The sequence below is a fragment of the Phycicoccus sp. Soil748 genome (genome assembly GCF_001428025.1).
Taxonomy (GTDB): Bacteria; Actinomycetota; Actinomycetes; order Actinomycetales; family Dermatophilaceae; genus Pedococcus.
Genome location: NZ_LMSC01000012.1, coordinates 433,065 through 450,304 on the forward strand (window position 1 = coordinate 433,065; position 17,240 = coordinate 450,304).

The following is a 17,240-nucleotide window of genomic DNA, read 5'->3' on the forward strand; positions in this document are numbered from 1 at the left end:
CGGACCCGGACCTGCCGCGCTGAGGCGCTGCGGTCCCCCAATACGGAGGTCTGATGGATCTTCTCCTCAACCACTTCTGGGAGTTCACGATCACCGGGCTGGCCTTCGGGGCCGTCTACGCGCTGATCGCCCTCGGCTACACGCTCGTCTACGGCGTGCTGCGGCTCATCAACTTCGCCCACTCCGAGGTCTTCATGTGGGGCAGCTTCGCCTCCGTGTGGGTCCTGACCGCGCTGGGGGCGAGCAAGGCCAGCGGTGTCGGCGTCGTCGGCTTCCTCGTCATCGGCTTCGCCGCGGCGATGGTCACCTCGGCCCTGGTCGCCCTGGGCCTGGAGTTCGTGGCCTACCGGCCGCTGCGCAAGCGCAACTCACCACCGCTCATCGCGCTCATCTCCGCGATCGGCGCCTCGTTCGTCCTGTCCGAGGCGATGGGCCTGCGCGACAAGCCCTTCAAGTGGTTCGGGCTGGACACCGACCTCGCCAGCTACGTCGGCCGTCCCCGTGAGGCGTCGCCGCTGCCGCTGAACATCGACACCGTCCGGCTGTTCCGGGTGTTCGACTACCGCGTCTCCAACATCGACCTCATCGTGCTGGGCTCGGCCATCGTCATGATGGTCATCCTCGACCAGTTCGTGAAGCGGTCCCGCCTCGGCCGCGGCATCCGCGCCGTCGCGCAGGACCCCGAGGCTGCGGCCCTCATGGGCGTCAACCGCGACCGGGTCATCCGGCTCACGTTCGTCATCGGCGGCGCCATGGCCGGTGCCGCGGCGATGATGTACCTGCTCAAGATCGGTGTCACGCGCTACAACGCCGGCTTCCTGCTCGGCGTGAAGGCGTTCACCGCGGCCGTCCTCGGCGGCATCGGCAACCTGCGCGGTGCCCTGCTCGGTGGCTTCGTCCTCGGGGTGGCCGAGAGCTACGGGTCGGCGATCTTCGGCTCGAACTGGAAGGACGTGGTGGCGTTCACGCTCCTCGTCATCATCCTGCTGTTCCGACCCACCGGCCTGTTGGGTGAGTCCCTCGGAAAGGCCCGCGCATGAACGCCGTCTCCTCGTTCTTCCACGGCATCGGTGACCGCTTCCGGGCGCTCCCCCGCTGGGCCAAGATCGTGCTCGCCATCGCGGCGGCGGTCATCGTCTACCTGCTGCCGATCATCAACCCCCCGCTCATCACCACGACCGACTCCGACTTCGGCGCGGTCCTGTTCCTGTGCGCGTTGTACGCCCTGGTCGCCATCGGGCTCAACATCGTCATCGGCTACGCCGGCCTGCTCGACCTCGGCTACATCGGCTTCTTCGCGATCGGTGCCTTCACCGTCGGCGTGCTGGGCTCGGCCCACGCCAAGCTGCCGCTGCTGCTCTGCATCCCCATCGCCATGGTCGTCACCCTCGTCTCCGGCATCGTCCTCGGTGCCCCGACGCTGCGTGTCCGTGGCGACTACCTCGCGATCGTGACGCTCGGGTTCGGTGAGATCGTCCGCCTCATCCTCGTCAACGCCGACAGCCTGACCGGTGGCTCACGGGGCATCTCCAACATCCCGACCCCGCCGAACCTCGACCTGTTCGGCATCCCCCACCTGGTGTGGGACGGCTTCGTCGCCAAGGTCGACCTGTCCAACCAGACGCGGTTCCTGCAGTTCGGGGTCACCGACTCGATCCCCTACTACTGGCTGGCCCTGACCCTGGTCTTCATCGTGCTCTTCCTCGACTGGCGGATGCAGAACTCGCGCGTCGGCCGGGCCTGGGAGGCCACCCGCGAGGACGAGGACGCCGCCGAGCTGATGGGTGTCCCCACGTTCCGGTTCAAGCTGCTGGCGTTCGCGACCGGTGCTGCCATCGGTGGCCTGTCGGGTGCGCTCTTCGCCACCAAGCAGCAGTTCATCAACCCGGACAACTTCACCATCCTCTACTCGGTGCTGTTCGTGGCGATGGTCGTCGTCGGTGGCCAGGGCAACCGCTGGGGCGTCGTGGTCGCGGCCGCGCTGCTCACCTGGGCGCCCGAGAAGTTCCGCTTCCTCGCCGACGCTCGGTTCCTGCTGTTCGGCCTCGCGCTCATGGCGCTGGCCATCTTCCGGCCGCAGGGCCTGATGCCACCTCGAAGGTCGGTCCGCGCCAAGAAGGCCGACGAGGTAGCCCCTGACCAGATCGACGCGGAAGGAGTGGCTCGTGCCTGACACGACACCGGGTACCACCCCCGGCAGCACGCCCGACCCCGAGCAGCACGACACCGCCAAGGAGACCCGGGGCACCCGGGTCGACGACGACACGGTGCTCGGCCCCGACACCGAGGCGACGCCGGACACCTCCGTCGACATCTCCGTCGAGGAGGTCGCCGACCTGCCGAAGGGCAAGATGCTCGAGGTCGAGGACGTCACCCTGAGGTTCGGCGGTGTCACGGCGCTCGACGGTGTCTCGTTCCACATCAACACCGGCGAGATCCTCGGCCTCATCGGCCCCAACGGTGCCGGCAAGACGACCTGCTTCAACGTCATGACCGGCGTCTACCAGCCCACCTCGGGCGGCGTGCGGTTCATGGGCGAGCCGCTGGGCAAGCGCCAGAAGTTCCAGATCACCAAGCTGGGCATCGCGCGCACGTTCCAGAACATCCGGCTCTTCCACAACATGACGGCGCTCGAGAACGTCCTCGTCGGCGCCGACGCGCACCACTCCACCGGCATGTTCTCCGCGCTCCTGCGGCTCCCGAAGCACCACGCCGAGGAGTCCGAGGGCATGGACCGCGCCTACGAGCTGCTCAAGTTCATGGGGCTGGACAAGCGCGCCGACGAGCTGGCGCGCAACCTCCCGTACGGCGACCAGCGCCGCCTCGAGATCGCCCGCGCCCTCGCGACGAACCCCAAGCTGCTCTGCCTGGACGAGCCGGCGGCCGGCTTCAACCCGGCCGAGAAGGCCCGGCTCATGGAGCTCATCCAGTCGATCCGCGACCAGGGCTACACCGTCCTGCTCATCGAGCACGACATGAAGCTCGTCATGGGCGTGACCGACCGGATCGTGGTGCTGGAGTTCGGCAAGAAGATCGCCGAGGGCCTGCCTGCCGAGATCCAGGACAACCCTGCGGTCATCGCCGCCTACCTGGGAGTTGATGAAGATGCTTCTTGAGGTCGACGACCTCTGCGTCAACTACGGACGCATCGAGGCGATCCGCAACATCTCGTTCACGGTCGGCGAGGGCGAGGTCGTGACGCTCATCGGCGCCAACGGCGCCGGCAAGACCACGACGATGAAGACGGTCTCCGGGCTGCGCCCGGTGCGGCAGGGCTCGATCCGGTTCGAGGGCCAGGACATCACCACCGTCCCCGCCCACGAGCGGCCGGTGCTGGGTATCGCGCAGTCCCCCGAGGGCCGCGGCTGCTTCGTTGGCATGACGGTGCTGGAGAACCTCGACATGGGCGCCTACGCGCGCCCCGACCGCAAGTCGCCGAAGATCGGCGAGGACCGCGACCGCGTGTTCGGGCTGTTCCCCCGGCTCGCCGAGCGGCGCACCCAGGTCGCGGGCACCATGTCCGGCGGCGAGCAGCAGATGCTCGCCATCGGTCGCGCGCTCATGGCCAACCCGAAGCTCCTGCTGCTCGACGAGCCGTCGATGGGGTTGGCGCCCAAGCTGATCCAGCAGATCTTCGACATCATCACGGAGATCAACCAGCAGGGCACGACCGTGCTGCTCGTGGAGCAGAACGCGGCACAGGCGCTCAAGCGCGCGCACCGCGCCTACATCCTCGAGACGGGCGAGATCGTCCGCGAGGGCTCCGGCGAGGAGCTGGCCAACGACCCCGCCGTCAAGGCCGCCTACCTCGGTGGGGACCTGTAGTCCGACCCGGGCCCGTCACCTGACTCGGGCAGACGACCCACGTCGAGGGCTGAGGGGCGTGCCGCCCATGGGCAGCACGCCCCTCAGCCACGTCGGGGCCGGCATCCCGGCGTCTACTGCGGGACGACGGCGACACCCTGGTGCAGCACGCCGTTCACGGTGGTGAAGTCGCCCCCCACCACCAGCGCGCCGGGCACGCCGCTGACGCTCCATACGCCCATGGCGCTGTCGAACGCCGCGGTGCCGGTCACGAGCGCGCCTGTGCTCGAGCTGAACGCTGCGAAGCGTGCCCGGTCGGCCCGCGTGGAGCTCCCGGGCGCCACGGCGCACGAGCTTCCGTGGGTGCCGTAGTAGAACCGCCCGGCGACCTCGAACGCGCCCTGCATCCCGCCGTTGCACCAGGTGCGCCACAGCAGGCCGGTCGGACGGGTCGTCGTGCTGAGGTTGTAGGCGTCCCACTGGTAGATGTTGTCCGGGCAGACGTCGCCGCCGTAGAGGCGCCGGTCGTCCGGGCTGAGGTAGAGACGGGTGATCCACGGGCCGGCTCCCGAGCACCTGCCCACTCCGCCGAGCTGCCGTGGGTGGAGCGCGCCGTTGGTGCCGTAGACCACCGCGATCCCGGCCGGCATGGTGCGACCGTTCACCGTCGTGAAGGGGCCTCCGAGGTAGACGCGGCCGGCGTCGCTGCTGACCGCGAGGGACTGGACCATGCCGCCGGACCTGAGTACGCCGGTCGGGCCGACCGTGTCGGCGACGAACGTGGTGCTGAGGGCGCCGCTGGCCCCCCACAGCCTAGCGACGTGTCGGCGGGTCACCCCGTTGACCGTGGTGAACTGGCCGCCGGCGAAGAGCCAGCCGCGGGCGGTCCCGATCGACAGCACGCTGTTGTTGACCGCCGGCTTGAAGACGCCGTCGACGGAGCCGGTGCTCGCCACCACCGAGGCCAGGCGCGGACGGCTGACCCCACGGACGGCGAGGAAGGACCCGGCCAGGAAGAGGCGGGTGCCGTCGGTGGACAGGGCGAGGTCGAGCACCTCGTTGTCGGTGTTGGCGCTGAACGTGGGGTCGAGCTGTCCGGTCCTCATGTCGAGGGCGGCGACGCCCTGGCGCACCTGGCCGTTCACGCTGGTGAACTCGCCACCGACGTAGACCCGCGCCGCGTCGTCGGCCACGGCCAGGGTGTTGACCCGGTCGCCGGGCGTCGGGTTCCAGGCGGTGAGTGCACCGGTGCCGGTGAGGAAGGCGGCCGCGTCGTGCCGCGTGGTGGTCCCGGACCGGCCGAAGCGGCCTCCGACGTACAGCACGCCGTCACGCACCTGCAACGCCGCGACCTCGACCGAGCACGGCGGGTTGCTGTGGGCGTACCCGGTCGTGTGCCGGGTGTTGCAGCCGGCGAGGAGCGCGTTGAACGAGGTCACCGCACCCGCCGCGGTGACGGCCGCGAGCCGAGCCCGGCCCACCGAGGAGACGGTGCCGAACAGGCCCCCGACGAAGACCGTGCCCGTGGCCGGGTCCACGCGCAGCGCACGGACGGTGCCGTCGGCCGCCGGGGCCCAGGAGGTCGGGACGCCGTCCGCGGTGAAGGCGGCGAGACGGCTGCGCGGGACCTGGCCGCTGGGCCCGGACACGGCGGTGAAGGTGCCACCGACGTAGACCACGGAGCCGTCGGGTGAGACGTCGACGGTCTGGACGGCCCCGGACGCAGCCCCGGCGAACACCGGGTCGGTCGCGCCGGTCGAGGCGTCGAGCCGGACGAGACCCGAGTGCGGCTGGTCACCGACCGTGGTGAAGTCGCCGCCGGCGTAGATCGCGCCACCGGCCGCCGCGAGGGCACGCACCGTCGCGTTGGTGGGGGCGGCGGTCCATGACGTGACGATGGAGCCGAGGTCGGGGTCGACTGCTGCGAGGTGGGTCGCCGGCACTCCAGCGAGGCTCAGGAAGTCACCACCGAGCACCACCCCGGCTGAGGTGCGGGCCATGGCTCGGATCGGGCTGCCGGGCCTGGGGTTCCACGCGGACACGAGTCCCTCCGCCGTGACGCGCGCCGCACCGGGTCGGTACGCGGTGCCGACCCGCTTGAACCGTCCCGCGACGTACCAGCCGCCGGCACCGTCCGGGATCGCCGCATCCACCGGGCCGTCGATGCTCGGCCAGGCAGCGCGCACGCCCGTTCCGGAGTCGACCGGCACGCCGTACCCGGTGGTCGGGCCCACGTAGTCGAACCCACCGGCGAGGTAGACCCGGTCGCCGGACACCAGGGTGTCGCTGACGCGGCCGTTCGTGCCCCACCACGACGCCGGGTCCGCGACCCCAGTCGAGGTGGTGGTCGTGGTGGTGGTCGTGGTGGCGACGGTCGCAGACGTCGTGGCGGCGACGGACGCCGGCGCGGCGGCGGCGGTCCCCCACACCGAGGCGAGCGCCACCACTGATGCGGTCAGGACGGCAGGCCACGGTCGCATGACCGATCTCCTTGGCTGGGAACACACCGCGGTCGCGGCGACGTACCCATGAGACGCCAGGACGTCTGTGCCCGGATCGTCCTGCAGGGGCAGGAGGACCTACCGCAGGGGGCGGAGGAGAACAGGCTGTTTGGTTGTTGTTGCGTTCGGCTGTTCGGCGGACTCCTCGGTCGGCTGCGTGACCGGTGGACGAGCCCCGGGTCTCAGGCGCGCTTGCGGGTGCCTCCCTTGCCCGCGGCCGCCGTGCTCGCACCCTTGCCCACGCCGGTCTTGCCGGCGGTCTTGCCAGCGATCTTGCCGGCCGCAGCGGCCGCCTTGCCCGTGGAGGTCTTGCGTGCCGGGGCGGTGGTCGAGGCTGCCGCGCCTGCGGCCTTGCGTGCCTTCGGTGCGGCGGCGGTCTTCCGGGTCGCGGTCGCCTTCTCGGTCGCCGTCGTCCGCGCGGCGGTGGCGGCAGCCGTGCGCTTCGTGGCCCGGGTCACCGCCGCAGCCTTGGCCGCACCGGCCGCGGGCACCTTGGCGCCCGTGGGCCGGTGGGTCGAGCGCGCGCTCTTGGCGAGCACCGGTGCCAGGAACCGACCGGTGTGGCTGCCCTCGACCTCGGCCACCTCCTCCGGCGTGCCCTCGGCCACGACGAGGCCACCACCGCTGCCGCCCTCGGGACCCATGTCGACGATCCAGTCGGCGTTCTTGATGACGTCGAGGTTGTGCTCGATGACGATGACGGTGTTGCCCTTGTCGACCAGCCCCTGCAGGACCTCGAGCAGCTTGCGGATGTCCTCGAAGTGCAAGCCGGTCGTGGGCTCGTCGAGGACGTAGACGGTGCGGCCGGTGGAGCGCTTCTGCAGCTCGGAGGCCAGCTTGACGCGCTGGGCCTCGCCGCCGGAGAGCGTGGGCGCGGGCTGGCCCAGGCGCACGTAGCCGAGCCCGACGTCGTTGAGCGTCTTCATGTGCCGGGCGATGCCGGGCACCGCGGCGAAGAAGTCTGCGGCCTCCTCGATCGGCATGTCGAGGACGTCGGCGATGGTCTTGCCCTTGAAGTGCACCTCGAGCGTCTCGCGGTTGTAACGGGCGCCGTGGCACACCTCGCACGGGACGTAGACGTCCGGCAGGAAGTTCATCTCGATCTTGATGGTGCCGTCACCCGAGCAGGCGTCGCAGCGCCCGCCCTTGACGTTGAAGGAGAACCGCCCCGGCTGGTAGCCGCGGATCTTCGCCTCGGTGGTCGTCGCGAACAGCTTGCGGATCGCGTCGAAGACGCCGGTGTAGGTGGCCGGGTTGGAGCGCGGGGTGCGGCCGATGGGGCTCTGGTCGACGTGCACCACCTTGTCGAGGTGGTCCAGCCCCTTCACGGTCTTGTGGCGCCCGGGGACGTGGCGCGCGCCGTTGAGCTTGTTGGCGAGCACGTTGTAGAGGATGTCGTTGACCAGCGTCGACTTGCCGGAGCCGGAGACGCCGGTGACAGCCACGAGGTTGCCGAGCGGGAACGAGACGTCGACACCGTCGAGGTTGTGCTCTCGCGCCCCGACGACGGTGACCTCGCGCCCCTTCTCCTGGGGCCGGCGCTGCAGCGGGGTGGGGATCTCGAGGCGACCAGAGAGGTACTTGCCGGTGACCGAGTCCGGGTGGTCGAGCAGGCCCTGCACGGGCCCGGAGTGCACGACGACACCGCCGTGCTCGCCGGCGCCGGGGCCGATGTCGACGACCCAGTCGGCCGTGGCGATGGTGTCCTCGTCGTGCTCGACGACGATGAGGGTGTTGCCGAGGTCGCGCAGGCGGGTCAGCGTCTCGATGAGCCGGTGGTTGTCTCGCTGGTGCAGGCCGATGCTCGGCTCGTCGAGGACGTAGAGGACGCCGACGAGGCCCGACCCGATCTGGGTGGCCAGGCGGATGCGCTGCGCCTCGCCACCGGACAGCGTGCCGGCCGGGCGGTCGAGGGACAGGTAGTCGAGGCCTACGTCGAGCAGGAAGCCCAGCCGCGCGTCGATCTCCTTGATCACGCGCTCGGCGATCTGGCGCTCTCGGGGCGTGAAGTCGACCTCCTTGAGGAAGGCCGCGCACTCGGCGATGGCGAGGGCACAGATGGCCGAGATGCTGTGGCCGCCGATGGTGACGGCGAGCGACTCGGGCTTGAGGCGGGCCCCGCCGCACTCCGGGCACGGCACCTCCCGCATGTAGCCCTCGTAGCGCTCGCGGCTCCATTCGGAGTCCGTCTCGGAGTGCCGGCGCTTGACGAACGGGACGACGCCCTCGAAACCGGTCGTGTAGGAGCGCTCACGGCCGTAACGGTTCTTGTAGCGGACGTGGACCTTGTAGTTCTGGCCGTGGAGCAGGGCCTCGCGCGCCCGCGCCGGGAGGGCGTGGAACGGCGCGTCCATGGAGAACTTGAGGTCGTGGCTGAGGGCGGTCATGACCCGCTGGAAGTACTCGGCCGAGCCGCTCCCCTGGGCCCACGGCGCGATCGCACCCTCGGCCAGGGAGAGGTCCTCGTCGGGGACGAGGAGCTCGGGGTCGACCTCGAGCTCGGTGCCGAGACCGCTGCACTTGGGGCAGGCGCCGAACGGGCTGTTGAAGGAGAACGAGCGCGGCTCGACGTCGTCCATCGACAGGGGGTGGTCGTTGGGGCAGGCCATCCGCTCGGAGAAGCGGCGCTCGCGCTCCGGGTCGTCGGCCTCCTTGTCGACGAACTCGACGACGAGCACGCCCCCGGCCAGGCCGAGAGCGGTCTCCACGGAGTCGGTGAGGCGGCGCTTGGCGCCCGCGTCGTCGCCCTTGGCCACGAGGCGGTCGACGACGACGTCGATGGTGTGCTTGACCTGCTTCTCGAGCTTCGGCGGGTCGGTGAGCGAGACGACCTCGCCGTCGACCCGCGCCCTCGAGAAGCCCTTGCTCTGCAGCTCGGTGAAGAGGTCGACGTACTCCCCCTTGCGGGCGCGCACGACGGGCGCCAGCACCTGGAAGCGGGTGCGGTCGGGCAGCTCGAGCAGCCGGTCGACGATCTGCTGCGGGCTCTGCCGGGTGATCGGCTCGCCGCAGACCGGGCAGTGCGGACGGCCCGCGCGGGCGAAGAGCAGGCGGAGGTAGTCGTAGACCTCCGTGATGGTGCCGACGGTCGACCGCGGGTTGCGGTTGGTCGACTTCTGGTCGATCGAGACCGCCGGGGACAGGCCCTCGATGAAGTCGACGTCGGGCTTGTCCATCTGACCCAGGAACTGCCGCGCGTAGGCGGACAGCGACTCCACGTAGCGGCGCTGGCCCTCGGCGAAGATGGTGTCGAACGCCAGCGACGACTTGCCCGACCCGGACAGGCCGGTGAACACGATCATCGAGTCGCGGGGGAGCTCGACGGAGACGTCCCTGAGGTTGTGTTCGCGGGCGCCCCGGACGACGAGCTGGTCGTGGTTGGGGCGGGCTGGGGGCGTGGTGGGGTGCACTGCGGTCACGCGCTTCATGCTAGGTGCCTGCACTGACAGCCGCGTCACCAGCGCCTACCGTGACCCCATGACGACGCCTCGTACCCACGCATGACGACGCCCCCCACGAGCACCCCGATCGAGGAGTACGCCGTCCTCGGCGACACCGAGACCGCCGCGCTGGTCAGCCGGTCCGGGTCGATCGACTGGCTGTGCCTGCCGCGGTTCGACTCCCACGCGTGCTTCGCCGCCCTGCTCGGCACGCCTGAGCACGGCCGGTGGCTGCTGGGCCCCACCAAGAAGGCGCGCAGCACCCGCCGCTACCTGGAGAACTCCTTCGTGCTGGAGACCGTCCACGAGACCGACACCGGCTCCGTACGGGTGCTCGACCTCATGCCCATCGGCGACGGGCGGGCCGACATCATCCGCACGGTCGAGGGCCTGCACGGCACCGTGCGCATGCGCCACGAGTGGGTCGTCCGCTTCGACTACGGCACCGTGCGGCCGTGGGTCTCCCGGGGCGTGGGGCACCGCCTGGACAGCGACGTCATCACGGCGGTCGCCGGCCCGGACATGCTCATCCTGCGCGGCACCCGCCTCCCGACCGCCGTCGACGGTCACCACGTCGACGAGTTCGAGGTCGCCGCCGGCCAGGTCCAGACCTTCTCGACGACGTGGTTCCCCTCGTACGAGCCCGTCCCTCCCCCGCTGGACATCGACTCCCGCATCGAGGAGACCATCGCGCGCTCCAACGAGTGGGCGGGGCGCTGCAGCTACGGAGGCCCCTACAGCGAGCAGGTGGTCAGGTCGCTGCTCACCCTGCGCATGATGACCCACTCCCGCTTCGGCGGGATCGTGGCCGCCCCGACGACGAGCCTGCCCGAGGACTTCGGCGGGGAGCGCAACTGGGACTACCGCTTCTGCTGGCTGCGCGACGCGTCCCTCACCCTGGAGGCGCTGGTCAACTCGGGCTACCTCGAGGAGGCGAGGCTCTGGCGCAACTGGCTGATCCGCGCGGTCGCCGGCGACCCCGAGGACCTGCAGATCATGTACACGATCGACGGCGCCCGACGCCTTCCCGAGCGCACGCTCGACCACCTCCCGGGCTACGCAGGGTCCACGCCCGTGCGGATCGGGAACGGTGCCGTCGACCAGCGGCAGTCCGACGTGCTCGGCGAGGTCATGATCGCGCTCGACGAGGCCCGCGAGAAGGGACTCGAGGTCTCCCGGCAGGGCTGGGCCATGCAGCGCACGCTCGTCAACCACCTCGCCGAGCACTGGCAGCGTCCCGACAACGGGCTGTGGGAGATCCGCGGCCCGCTGCGCCACTTCACCCACTCCCGGGTAATGGTGTGGGCCGCCTTCGACCGCGCCGTACGCGGCGTGGAGCACTGGGGGCTCGAGGGCCCGGTCGAGCGGTGGCGCGCCCTGCGCGACCAGGTCCGCGAGGAGATCCTCGAGCACGGCTGGTCCGCCGAGCGGGGCACCTTCACCCAGCACTACGACACCGACCAGGTCGACGCCTCGCTCCTGCTCATCCCGCAGGTGGGCTTCCTGCCCCCGGACGACCACCGCGTCCTCGGCACCATCGCGGCCGTGGAGGAGGACCTCATGCGCGACGGCTTCCTCATGCGCTACCGGACCGAGACGAAGGTCGACGGGCTCTCCGGTGACGAGCACCCCTTCCTCGCCTGCTCGTGGTGGCTCGTCACGGCGTACGCACAGTGCGGCCACCTCGACAAGGCCCGCCCCCTCATGGAGCGGCTCGTGGCGGTGATGAACGACGTCGGCCTGGTGTCGGAGGAGTACGACCCGGTGGCCCGGCGAATGGTCGGCAACTTCCCGCAGGCGTTCTCCCACCTGGCCTTCATCGGTGCTGCGCACGCGCTCGCCGACGCGGAGGCGCGGGGTGCCGCCGAGGCGGGGACCCGGATACCGTGACGCGGATGACGCGCGAGCTCACCGTCCTGGCCGACCAGACCGACCGCCTCCTGGCCACCGCCCGGGGCCTCACCGACCCCGGCGGCCCCTCGTTGTGCGAGGGGTGGAGCCGCGGGCACGTCCTGACCCACCTCGCCCGCAACGCCGAGGCCATCGGCCGCCTCGCGTCGTGGGCGGTGACCGGACAGCGCGAGGAGATGTACCCCGGGGGTGCCGAGGCCCGCGACGCCGACATCGAGGCCGGGGCCCGCCGAGCCGCGGACGAGCTCGTCCGCGACGTGGCCGCCACGGCTGCAGACCTCGTCCCGCGCCTGGAGGCCCTCGAGGGGCCGCTGGCCGCCCAGGAGGTGGAGATGCGCGGCGGTATGCGGGTGCCGGCCACGGGACTGCCCTTCCTGCGGCTACGTGAGGTCGTCTACCACCACGTCGACCTCGACGCCGGGTTCGCGTTCGACGACGTGGATCCCGACCTGCTGCGCCGGTTCGTTGCCGACGCCGTGCACCGGCTCGGTCTCGGCAAGCGCCCGCCGGGCGTCGTGGTGCGCTCCGACGAGGGCGACGCCTGGACGGTGGGCGACGGCTCTGCGACCGTGGCCGGTCCCTTGTCCGGGATCCTGCTCTGGCTGGCCCGGCGCGACACGTCGCAGGTCCGCGCCGTCGACGGCGAGGTCCCCTCGCTCCCCCGCGGCGCCTGAGACCGTCAGCCCGTCAGCCCGTCAGGACGGACGGGCCGGTGATCCCGGCCCGTCGGGCGATGGCGACCGCGGCGAGCGCGGAGTGCACCTTGAGCTTGTGCAGGATGCTCTGGATGTGGGTGCGCACCGTGTTGGGCGACACGTGGAGCAGCTCGCCGATCTCCGTGCGGCTCATGCCCTCCGCGAGGCACCCCAGCACCTCGAGCTCGCGGGTCGTGAGCTCGCTGATCCCCTGCACGTGCTCCAGGGGTGCACGCTGGCCGCGGGACAGTGACACCAGCACCCCGGCGAGCAGCTCGGCGGGGATGCGGGTCTCGCCGTGGGCGACGCCGCGGACCGCCTCGACGAGGTCCTCGGCGGTGGCGGTCTTGGCCACCCAGCCGCGTACCCCGCCCTGGACCGCCTCGACGATCTGGCTGCCCGAGTCCAGCCCCGTGACGATGACGACCCCGACGTCGGGGCGCCGCTGCAGCGCCTCGACGGCCAGCGGCAGCCCGTCGACGCCTGCGAGGTCGAGGTCGAGGACCATGACGTCGAACTCGCCCTCCTCGAGCAACGCCTGCCCGCCCTCGAGGGTCGTGGCCGTCCCCACCACCGTGAGGTCCTCGTAGTCCGCGAGGCACACGACGAGGGCGTCCACGAAGACCTCGTGGTCGTCGACGACGACGACGCGTATGGGGGCTGGCATAGCGCAACCATGCCGTCTGGCGCCCGCGCCACCCACCGACCCGTGCTGGAGAAGGCCCTACGTCAATAGGGTGATTCTGCGGACGACCCCTCTCTGGGCACCCTACGGAGCATGCGCGAGGGCTCCCACACCGGTCATGACCGGCGCAGGAGCCCTCGGCACGTGCGGGCTCAGCGCAGGTGCACCGGCCACGAGTCGAGCGACCCGTGGGCGGACATGAGCGCGGCGGCCTGGAGCCGGGAGTGGACCCCCAGCTTCGTGAGGAGGTTCTGGACGTGGGTCCGGGCGGTGCTGCGCTGCACGCCCAGGGCCTCGGCCATCTCCTCGGTCGTCTGGCCCTCCATGATGCAGCGCATCACCTGCCACTCACGGTCGGTGAGGAACTGCAGGGCCCAGAGCGGGTCCTCGGTCGACTTCTGCGGGCGCAGTGCGCGCTGCAGCAGGGCCGGCTCGACCGCCAGCTGGCCGCGCACGGCACGGTCCAGCATCTCGACGATCTCGGCGATCGGCTTCTCCTTGCCGACGTAGCCGGACGCGCCCTCGACGATGGCCCGCCCGACGATGGCGTGGTCCGCCTCGGCCGAGAGCATCACGACCTTGGTCTCGGCGGAGACCTCCCGGATCTGGTGGATCGCCATGACCGAGGTGCCACTGGGGAAGTTCACGTCCAGCAGGCAGACATCCGGCTTGTGCATCTCGACGGCCGCGATGGCCTCCTCGGGGTTGCCCGCGAGGGCGACGACCTCGTGGCCAGCGGCACCGAGCGCGAGGCCGAGGGCCTCGAGCAGGAGCAGGTGGTCGTCACAGACGACGATCCTCATGACGCCACGGACCGGATGGCCGTGCCGGCGAGGGTGATGTCGGCGACGACGCCGCCCTCCTCGGCCGTGCTGATGCGGAACGAGCCGTGGCAGGCCGCCACCATCGCCCGCGTGGTGGTCAGCCCGAGCGAGGTGCGCGAGCTGATGCGCCCCAGCCCCGGGCCGTCGTCGCGCACGGTGACGTGCACGCCGGCGGCGTCGGTGTGGACGGCGACAGCCACGTGGCCGTCGTCGCCCGCGGCCCGGACCGCGTTGTCCAGGACGCAGGCGAGTGCCCGGCTCAGGGCCACGGGACGCGCCCATGCCCGGAGCGGGGTGTCCGCGTCGAGGGTGATGACGCAGGCGGCGGTCGCCTGCGCCCGGTCGACGGCCGACGCGGCAACCTGCACCACGTCGGTGTCGACGACCTCGTCACCGTGGGCCTCGCCGAGGACGACCTCGACGAGGTCGGCGAGCCATCGTGCCTGTCCGGCGATCCCATCCATCTTGCGACCGACGTCGCCGCCTTCGGTCCCCGACAGGAGGAGGATCGCAGCGAGTGGTTGACGCAGGTCGTGCAGCAGTGCCCTGACCGTGTCCATCTCTCCACCAGCGACAGATCGCTGGTAGTCCTGAATCTGTGCAGCCATGTGTTCCCTCACCAACCCGCGGACGGAAACCTGCACCCCCTGTGAGCTCTCCGTGGCTCCGCGACCGGTCAAACGTAGGACGTGCAAAAGAACGGCAGCAATAGTCATTAGGGACTAAGCGAGTTCGCTGAGTCATGCTGTTTGCCTACCCTCGTTGCAGAATGCATGACATGACCTACGACGGGCACACCACCCCATCCGCACGAGGCACCGAAATCGTCCTGGAGGTTCTCAGCATCCGGAAGATCTCCGTCTCGGCGATGGACAACAACGCCTATCTCCTGCGGTGCCGGTCCACCGGAGCACAGCTGCTCATCGACGCCGCGGACGAGGCGCCACGGCTGCTCGAGATGGTCGCCGAGGGCAGCGGCCCGCTCGAGACGGTGGTGACGACGCACCAGCACTGGGACCACCACCGCGCGCTCGCGGAGGTCGTCCGCGCCACGGGTGCGACGACGGTGTGTGGCGCCGACGACGCCGCCGGTATGCCGCTCCCCCCGGACCGCACGGTCGGCCAGGGCGACCAGGTGAGGTTCGGCGAGGTGGTGCTCGACGTCATCCACCTCCGCGGTCACACCCCCGGGTCGATCGCGCTGGCGTACGGCGACCCGCACGGCCACACGCACCTGTTCACCGGTGACTCGCTCTTCCCCGGAGGGGTGGGCAACACCAAGAACCCGGGCCAGTCCTTCGACTCCCTCATCGAGGACGTGACGACGCGGGTCTTCGACGTCTACGACGACGACACCCACGTCCACCCCGGGCACGGCGCCGACACCACGCTGGGCGCCGAGCGGCCGCACCTGCAGGAGTGGCGCGAGCGCGGCTGGTGACCTCGCGGGGTGGCCCGGGCAGATCGCGCCGACGGTCGGGCGGACACCCCGGGGACCGCGGCGTGGCGCTCACTACAGTCACCGGCATGTCGCCGCGCCGGGCACCCGCCCCTCCCCTGCTGCTCGTCCTCACAGCAGTGGTGTCGGTGCAGTTCGGCGGCGCGCTCGCAGCGACCCTCGTCCCCGAGATCGGCGCCGCGGGCTCGGTCACGTTGCGCCTGCTCTTCGCGACCCTGATCCTGCTCGGTATCGCGAGGCCCCGGCTCCGTGGTCACGACGCCGCGGCCTGGCGCACGGTCGTGGCCTTCGGGCTGGCCCTGGGCCTGATGAACCTCGCCTTCTACGCCTCCCTGGCGCACCTTCCCATCGGCGTGGCCGTCACGGTCGAGTTCCTCGGTCCGCTGACCCTGGCCACGGTGCTGGCCCGGCGAGCGCGCGACCTGCTGGCGGTGGCCGCTGCAGCTGTGGGGGTCGTCCTCATCTCCCGCGCCCTGCAGGTCCCGCTCTCCCAGATCGAGTGGACCGGGCTGGGTCTCGCGGCGCTGGCGGGAACCTGCTGGGCCGGGTACATCCTCGCCAGCGGCCGCGCCGGCACCCAGTTCGCGCAGCTCGACGGGCTCGCGCTGGCGATGACGGTCGCCTTCGTCGTCACCCTGCCGCTGGGGCTGCGCACCGTGCCGACGTGGACGGGTGAGTCGGTCGCGAAGGGTTTGGGCATCGCCGTGCTGTCCTCGGTGCTGCCGTACTCGCTCGAGCTCGCGGCCCTGCGGCACCTGACCGCGCGGGTGTTCGGCATCCTGCTCAGCCTCGAGCCCGCCGCCGCCGNGGATGGCCCTGGTGGTGCTGGCCAGTGCGCTCGTCATGGGAGGCGGGGGCCAGCGCCGCGACCCGGCGGCGCAGGGTGCCTAGGAGGTCGCGTCCGCGCGCTCGTCGCGCCGGGTCTTGAGCAGGCTGGCGACGGTGGTGACCCCGAGGATCAGGACGATCGCGGCCAGCGACACCGAGATCGGGATGTCGGGGGCTGCCTCGACGTGCTTGCCACCGTTGATGAACGGCAGCTCGTTCTCGTGGAGCGCGTGCAGCACGAGCTTGACGCCGATGAACGCGAGCAGCACGGCCAGCCCGATGCTGAGGTAGACGAGCTTCTTGAGCAGGCCGCCGATGAGGAAGTACAGCTGCCGCAGCCCCATGAGCGCGAACAGGTTCGCGGTGAGGACGAGGTACGGCTCCTTGGTCAGGCCGTAGATCGCCGGGATGGAGTCGAGCGCGAAGAGCAGGTCGGTCGTGCCCAGCGCCATGATGACGATGAACATCGGGGTGGCCAGCTTCTTGCCGTCGATCCTGGTGAACAGCTTGGCGCCGTCGTACTCCTGCGTCGCGGGGAACCGGCGCTCGACCCACTTCATGAAGCGGTTCTCCTCGTACTCGTCGTCGTCACCCTCGCCCTCGCGGGCCAGCTTGACCGCGGTGTAGATGAGGAACGCGCCGAAGATGTAGAAGACCCAGGAGAACTGGTTGATCGCCGCGGCGCCGGCGGCGATGAAGATGCCGCGCAGGATGATCGCGATGATGATGCCGATGAGCAGGGCCGCCTGCTGCAGCTTCTCGGGGACCCCGAACCGGGCCATGATCAACAGGAAGATGAACAGGTTGTCCACCGACAGCGAGTACTCGGTGAGCCACCCCGCGTAGTACTCCGTCATGAACTTCGCGCCGGCCTGGTCGTGGGTGAACCACCAGACGCCGAGGCCGAACACCACGGCGGCCCCGACGTAGAGGGCCAGCGCGCCGCTGACCTCCTTGGTCGTGGGCACGTGGGGGCGACGGGCGATGACGAACACGTCGAAGAGCAGGACCGCGGCCATCAGGCCGATGGTGAGCCACCAGACCCAGGTGGGGACCTGCATCTGGGTCGAGGTGGTGTAGGCGAGGGTGGTCA

The 17,240-nt window shown here is 70.7% G+C and carries 14 protein-coding genes; 8 read left to right on the top strand and 6 right to left on the bottom strand.

The annotated features are described in order from the left end of the window. Positions 1–53: 53 nt before the first annotated feature. The 4 genes from ASG70_RS18315 to ASG70_RS18330 are packed head-to-tail and all read left to right on the top strand — an operon-like array spanning position 54 to position 3,825. A complete protein-coding gene (locus tag ASG70_RS18315) occupies positions 54–1,040 on the top strand; it encodes a branched-chain amino acid ABC transporter permease (protein ID WP_056885244.1) in 987 nt (328 codons plus the stop codon). Further along, positions 1,037–2,173 carry a branched-chain amino acid ABC transporter permease gene (locus ASG70_RS18320; protein ID WP_056885245.1) on the top strand — a complete coding sequence of 379 codons (1,137 nt, stop codon included), beginning with the start codon at positions 1,037–1,039 and terminating at the stop codon, positions 2,171–2,173. Before ASG70_RS18315 ends, ASG70_RS18320 begins: the two co-directional genes overlap by 4 nt. After that, complete coding sequence (locus ASG70_RS18325) at positions 2,166–3,116, top strand: ABC transporter ATP-binding protein (RefSeq protein WP_369818946.1); 951 nt, start codon at positions 2,166–2,168, stop codon at positions 3,114–3,116. The genes ASG70_RS18320 and ASG70_RS18325 overlap by 8 nt, the downstream gene beginning before the upstream one ends. Then, positions 3,106–3,825, top strand: a complete 720-nt coding sequence (locus tag ASG70_RS18330; RefSeq protein ID WP_056885365.1) for an ABC transporter ATP-binding protein — start codon at positions 3,106–3,108, stop codon at positions 3,823–3,825. Before ASG70_RS18325 ends, ASG70_RS18330 begins: the two co-directional genes overlap by 11 nt. Positions 3,826–3,938: 113 nt before the next feature. Here the strand turns inward: ASG70_RS18330 and ASG70_RS18335 are convergent, their stop codons facing one another. Both ASG70_RS18335 and uvrA read right to left on the bottom strand, forming a co-directional pair. Then, positions 3,939–6,284 carry a hypothetical protein gene (locus tag ASG70_RS18335; protein WP_056885246.1) on the bottom strand — a complete coding sequence of 782 codons (2,346 nt, stop codon included), beginning with the start codon at positions 6,282–6,284 and terminating at the stop codon, positions 3,939–3,941. Positions 6,285–6,487: 203 nt separating this feature from the next. Next, positions 6,488–9,733 carry an excinuclease ABC subunit UvrA gene (gene uvrA, locus ASG70_RS18340; protein ID WP_082591001.1) on the bottom strand — a complete coding sequence of 1,082 codons (3,246 nt, stop codon included), beginning with the start codon at positions 9,731–9,733 and terminating at the stop codon, positions 6,488–6,490. Positions 9,734–9,805: 72 nt separating this feature from the next. On the opposite strand from uvrA, the gene ASG70_RS18345 reads away from it, so the two are divergent. Together ASG70_RS18345 and ASG70_RS18350 are read left to right on the top strand one after the other, a co-directional pair. Then, entirely contained in the window at positions 9,806–11,635 is a 1,830-nt protein-coding gene (locus ASG70_RS18345; RefSeq protein ID WP_056885247.1) for a glycoside hydrolase family 15 protein, read from the top strand. Positions 11,636–11,640: 5 nt separating this feature from the next. Further along, positions 11,641–12,330 (top strand): maleylpyruvate isomerase family mycothiol-dependent enzyme, encoded by a 690-nt coding sequence (locus tag ASG70_RS18350; protein WP_056885248.1) that lies wholly within the window; start codon positions 11,641–11,643, stop codon positions 12,328–12,330. Between the two features lie 13 nt (positions 12,331–12,343). Here ASG70_RS18350 and ASG70_RS18355 read toward each other — a convergent pair whose 3' ends face one another. From ASG70_RS18355 to ASG70_RS19435, 3 genes are all read right to left on the bottom strand, one after another. Beyond that, positions 12,344–13,018, bottom strand: coding sequence for a response regulator transcription factor (locus tag ASG70_RS18355; RefSeq protein ID WP_056885249.1), 675 nt, complete (start codon positions 13,016–13,018; stop codon positions 12,344–12,346). A gap of 170 nt (positions 13,019–13,188) precedes the next feature. After that, a complete protein-coding gene (locus ASG70_RS18360) occupies positions 13,189–13,839 on the bottom strand; it encodes a response regulator transcription factor (protein ID WP_056885250.1) in 651 nt (216 codons plus the stop codon). After that, complete coding sequence (locus ASG70_RS19435) at positions 13,836–14,468, bottom strand: sensor histidine kinase KdpD (protein WP_162253943.1); 633 nt, start codon at positions 14,466–14,468, stop codon at positions 13,836–13,838. Before ASG70_RS19435 ends, ASG70_RS18360 begins: the two co-directional genes overlap by 4 nt. 170 nt (positions 14,469–14,638) lie before the next feature. Here ASG70_RS19435 and ASG70_RS18370 point away from each other — a divergent pair, with 170 nt between their 5' ends. Together ASG70_RS18370 and ASG70_RS19090 are read left to right on the top strand one after the other, a co-directional pair. Beyond that, on the top strand, positions 14,639–15,301 hold the full coding sequence (locus ASG70_RS18370; protein WP_056885252.1) for an MBL fold metallo-hydrolase: 663 nt from the start codon (positions 14,639–14,641) through the stop codon (positions 15,299–15,301). Between the two features lie 326 nt (positions 15,302–15,627). Beyond that, the coding region (locus tag ASG70_RS19090) for a DMT family transporter (protein ID WP_235531586.1) at positions 15,628–16,126 on the top strand (499 nt) is incomplete at its 3' end. A gap of 80 nt (positions 16,127–16,206) precedes the next feature. On the opposite strand, the gene ASG70_RS18380 is transcribed toward ASG70_RS19090, so the two are convergent. Beyond that, positions 16,207–17,208, bottom strand: coding sequence for a TerC/Alx family metal homeostasis membrane protein (locus ASG70_RS18380; protein ID WP_056885366.1), 1,002 nt, complete (start codon positions 17,206–17,208; stop codon positions 16,207–16,209). Positions 17,209–17,240 lie beyond the last annotated feature (32 nt).

Bases quoted from the DNA above. Each gene is read 5' to 3' on its own strand.
- ASG70_RS18315 (WP_056885244.1), top strand. From the start codon at position 54: ATGGATCTTCTCCTCAACCACTTCTGGGAGTTCACGATCACCGGGCTG.
- ASG70_RS18320 (WP_056885245.1), top strand. From the start codon at position 1,037: ATGAACGCCGTCTCCTCGTTCTTCCACGGCATCGGTGACCGCTTCCGG.
- ASG70_RS18330 (WP_056885365.1), top strand. From the start codon at position 3,106: ATGCTTCTTGAGGTCGACGACCTCTGCGTCAACTACGGACGCATCGAG.
- ASG70_RS18335 (WP_056885246.1), bottom strand. From the start codon at position 6,284: ATGCGACCGTGGCCTGCCGTCCTGACCGCATCAGTGGTGGCGCTCGCC.
- uvrA (WP_082591001.1), bottom strand. From the start codon at position 9,733: ATGAAGCGCGTGACCGCAGTGCACCCCACCACGCCCCCAGCCCGCCCC.
- ASG70_RS18345 (WP_056885247.1), top strand. From the start codon at position 9,806: ATGACGACGCCCCCCACGAGCACCCCGATCGAGGAGTACGCCGTCCTC.
- ASG70_RS18350 (WP_056885248.1), top strand. From the start codon at position 11,641: ATGACGCGCGAGCTCACCGTCCTGGCCGACCAGACCGACCGCCTCCTG.
- ASG70_RS18355 (WP_056885249.1), bottom strand. From the start codon at position 13,018: ATGCCAGCCCCCATACGCGTCGTCGTCGTCGACGACCACGAGGTCTTC.
- ASG70_RS18360 (WP_056885250.1), bottom strand. From the start codon at position 13,839: ATGAGGATCGTCGTCTGTGACGACCACCTGCTCCTGCTCGAGGCCCTC.
- ASG70_RS19435 (WP_162253943.1), bottom strand. From the start codon at position 14,468: ATGGCTGCACAGATTCAGGACTACCAGCGATCTGTCGCTGGTGGAGAG.
- ASG70_RS18370 (WP_056885252.1), top strand. From the start codon at position 14,639: ATGACCTACGACGGGCACACCACCCCATCCGCACGAGGCACCGAAATC.
- ASG70_RS18380 (WP_056885366.1), bottom strand. From the start codon at position 17,208: ATGCAGGTCCCCACCTGGGTCTGGTGGCTCACCATCGGCCTGATGGCC.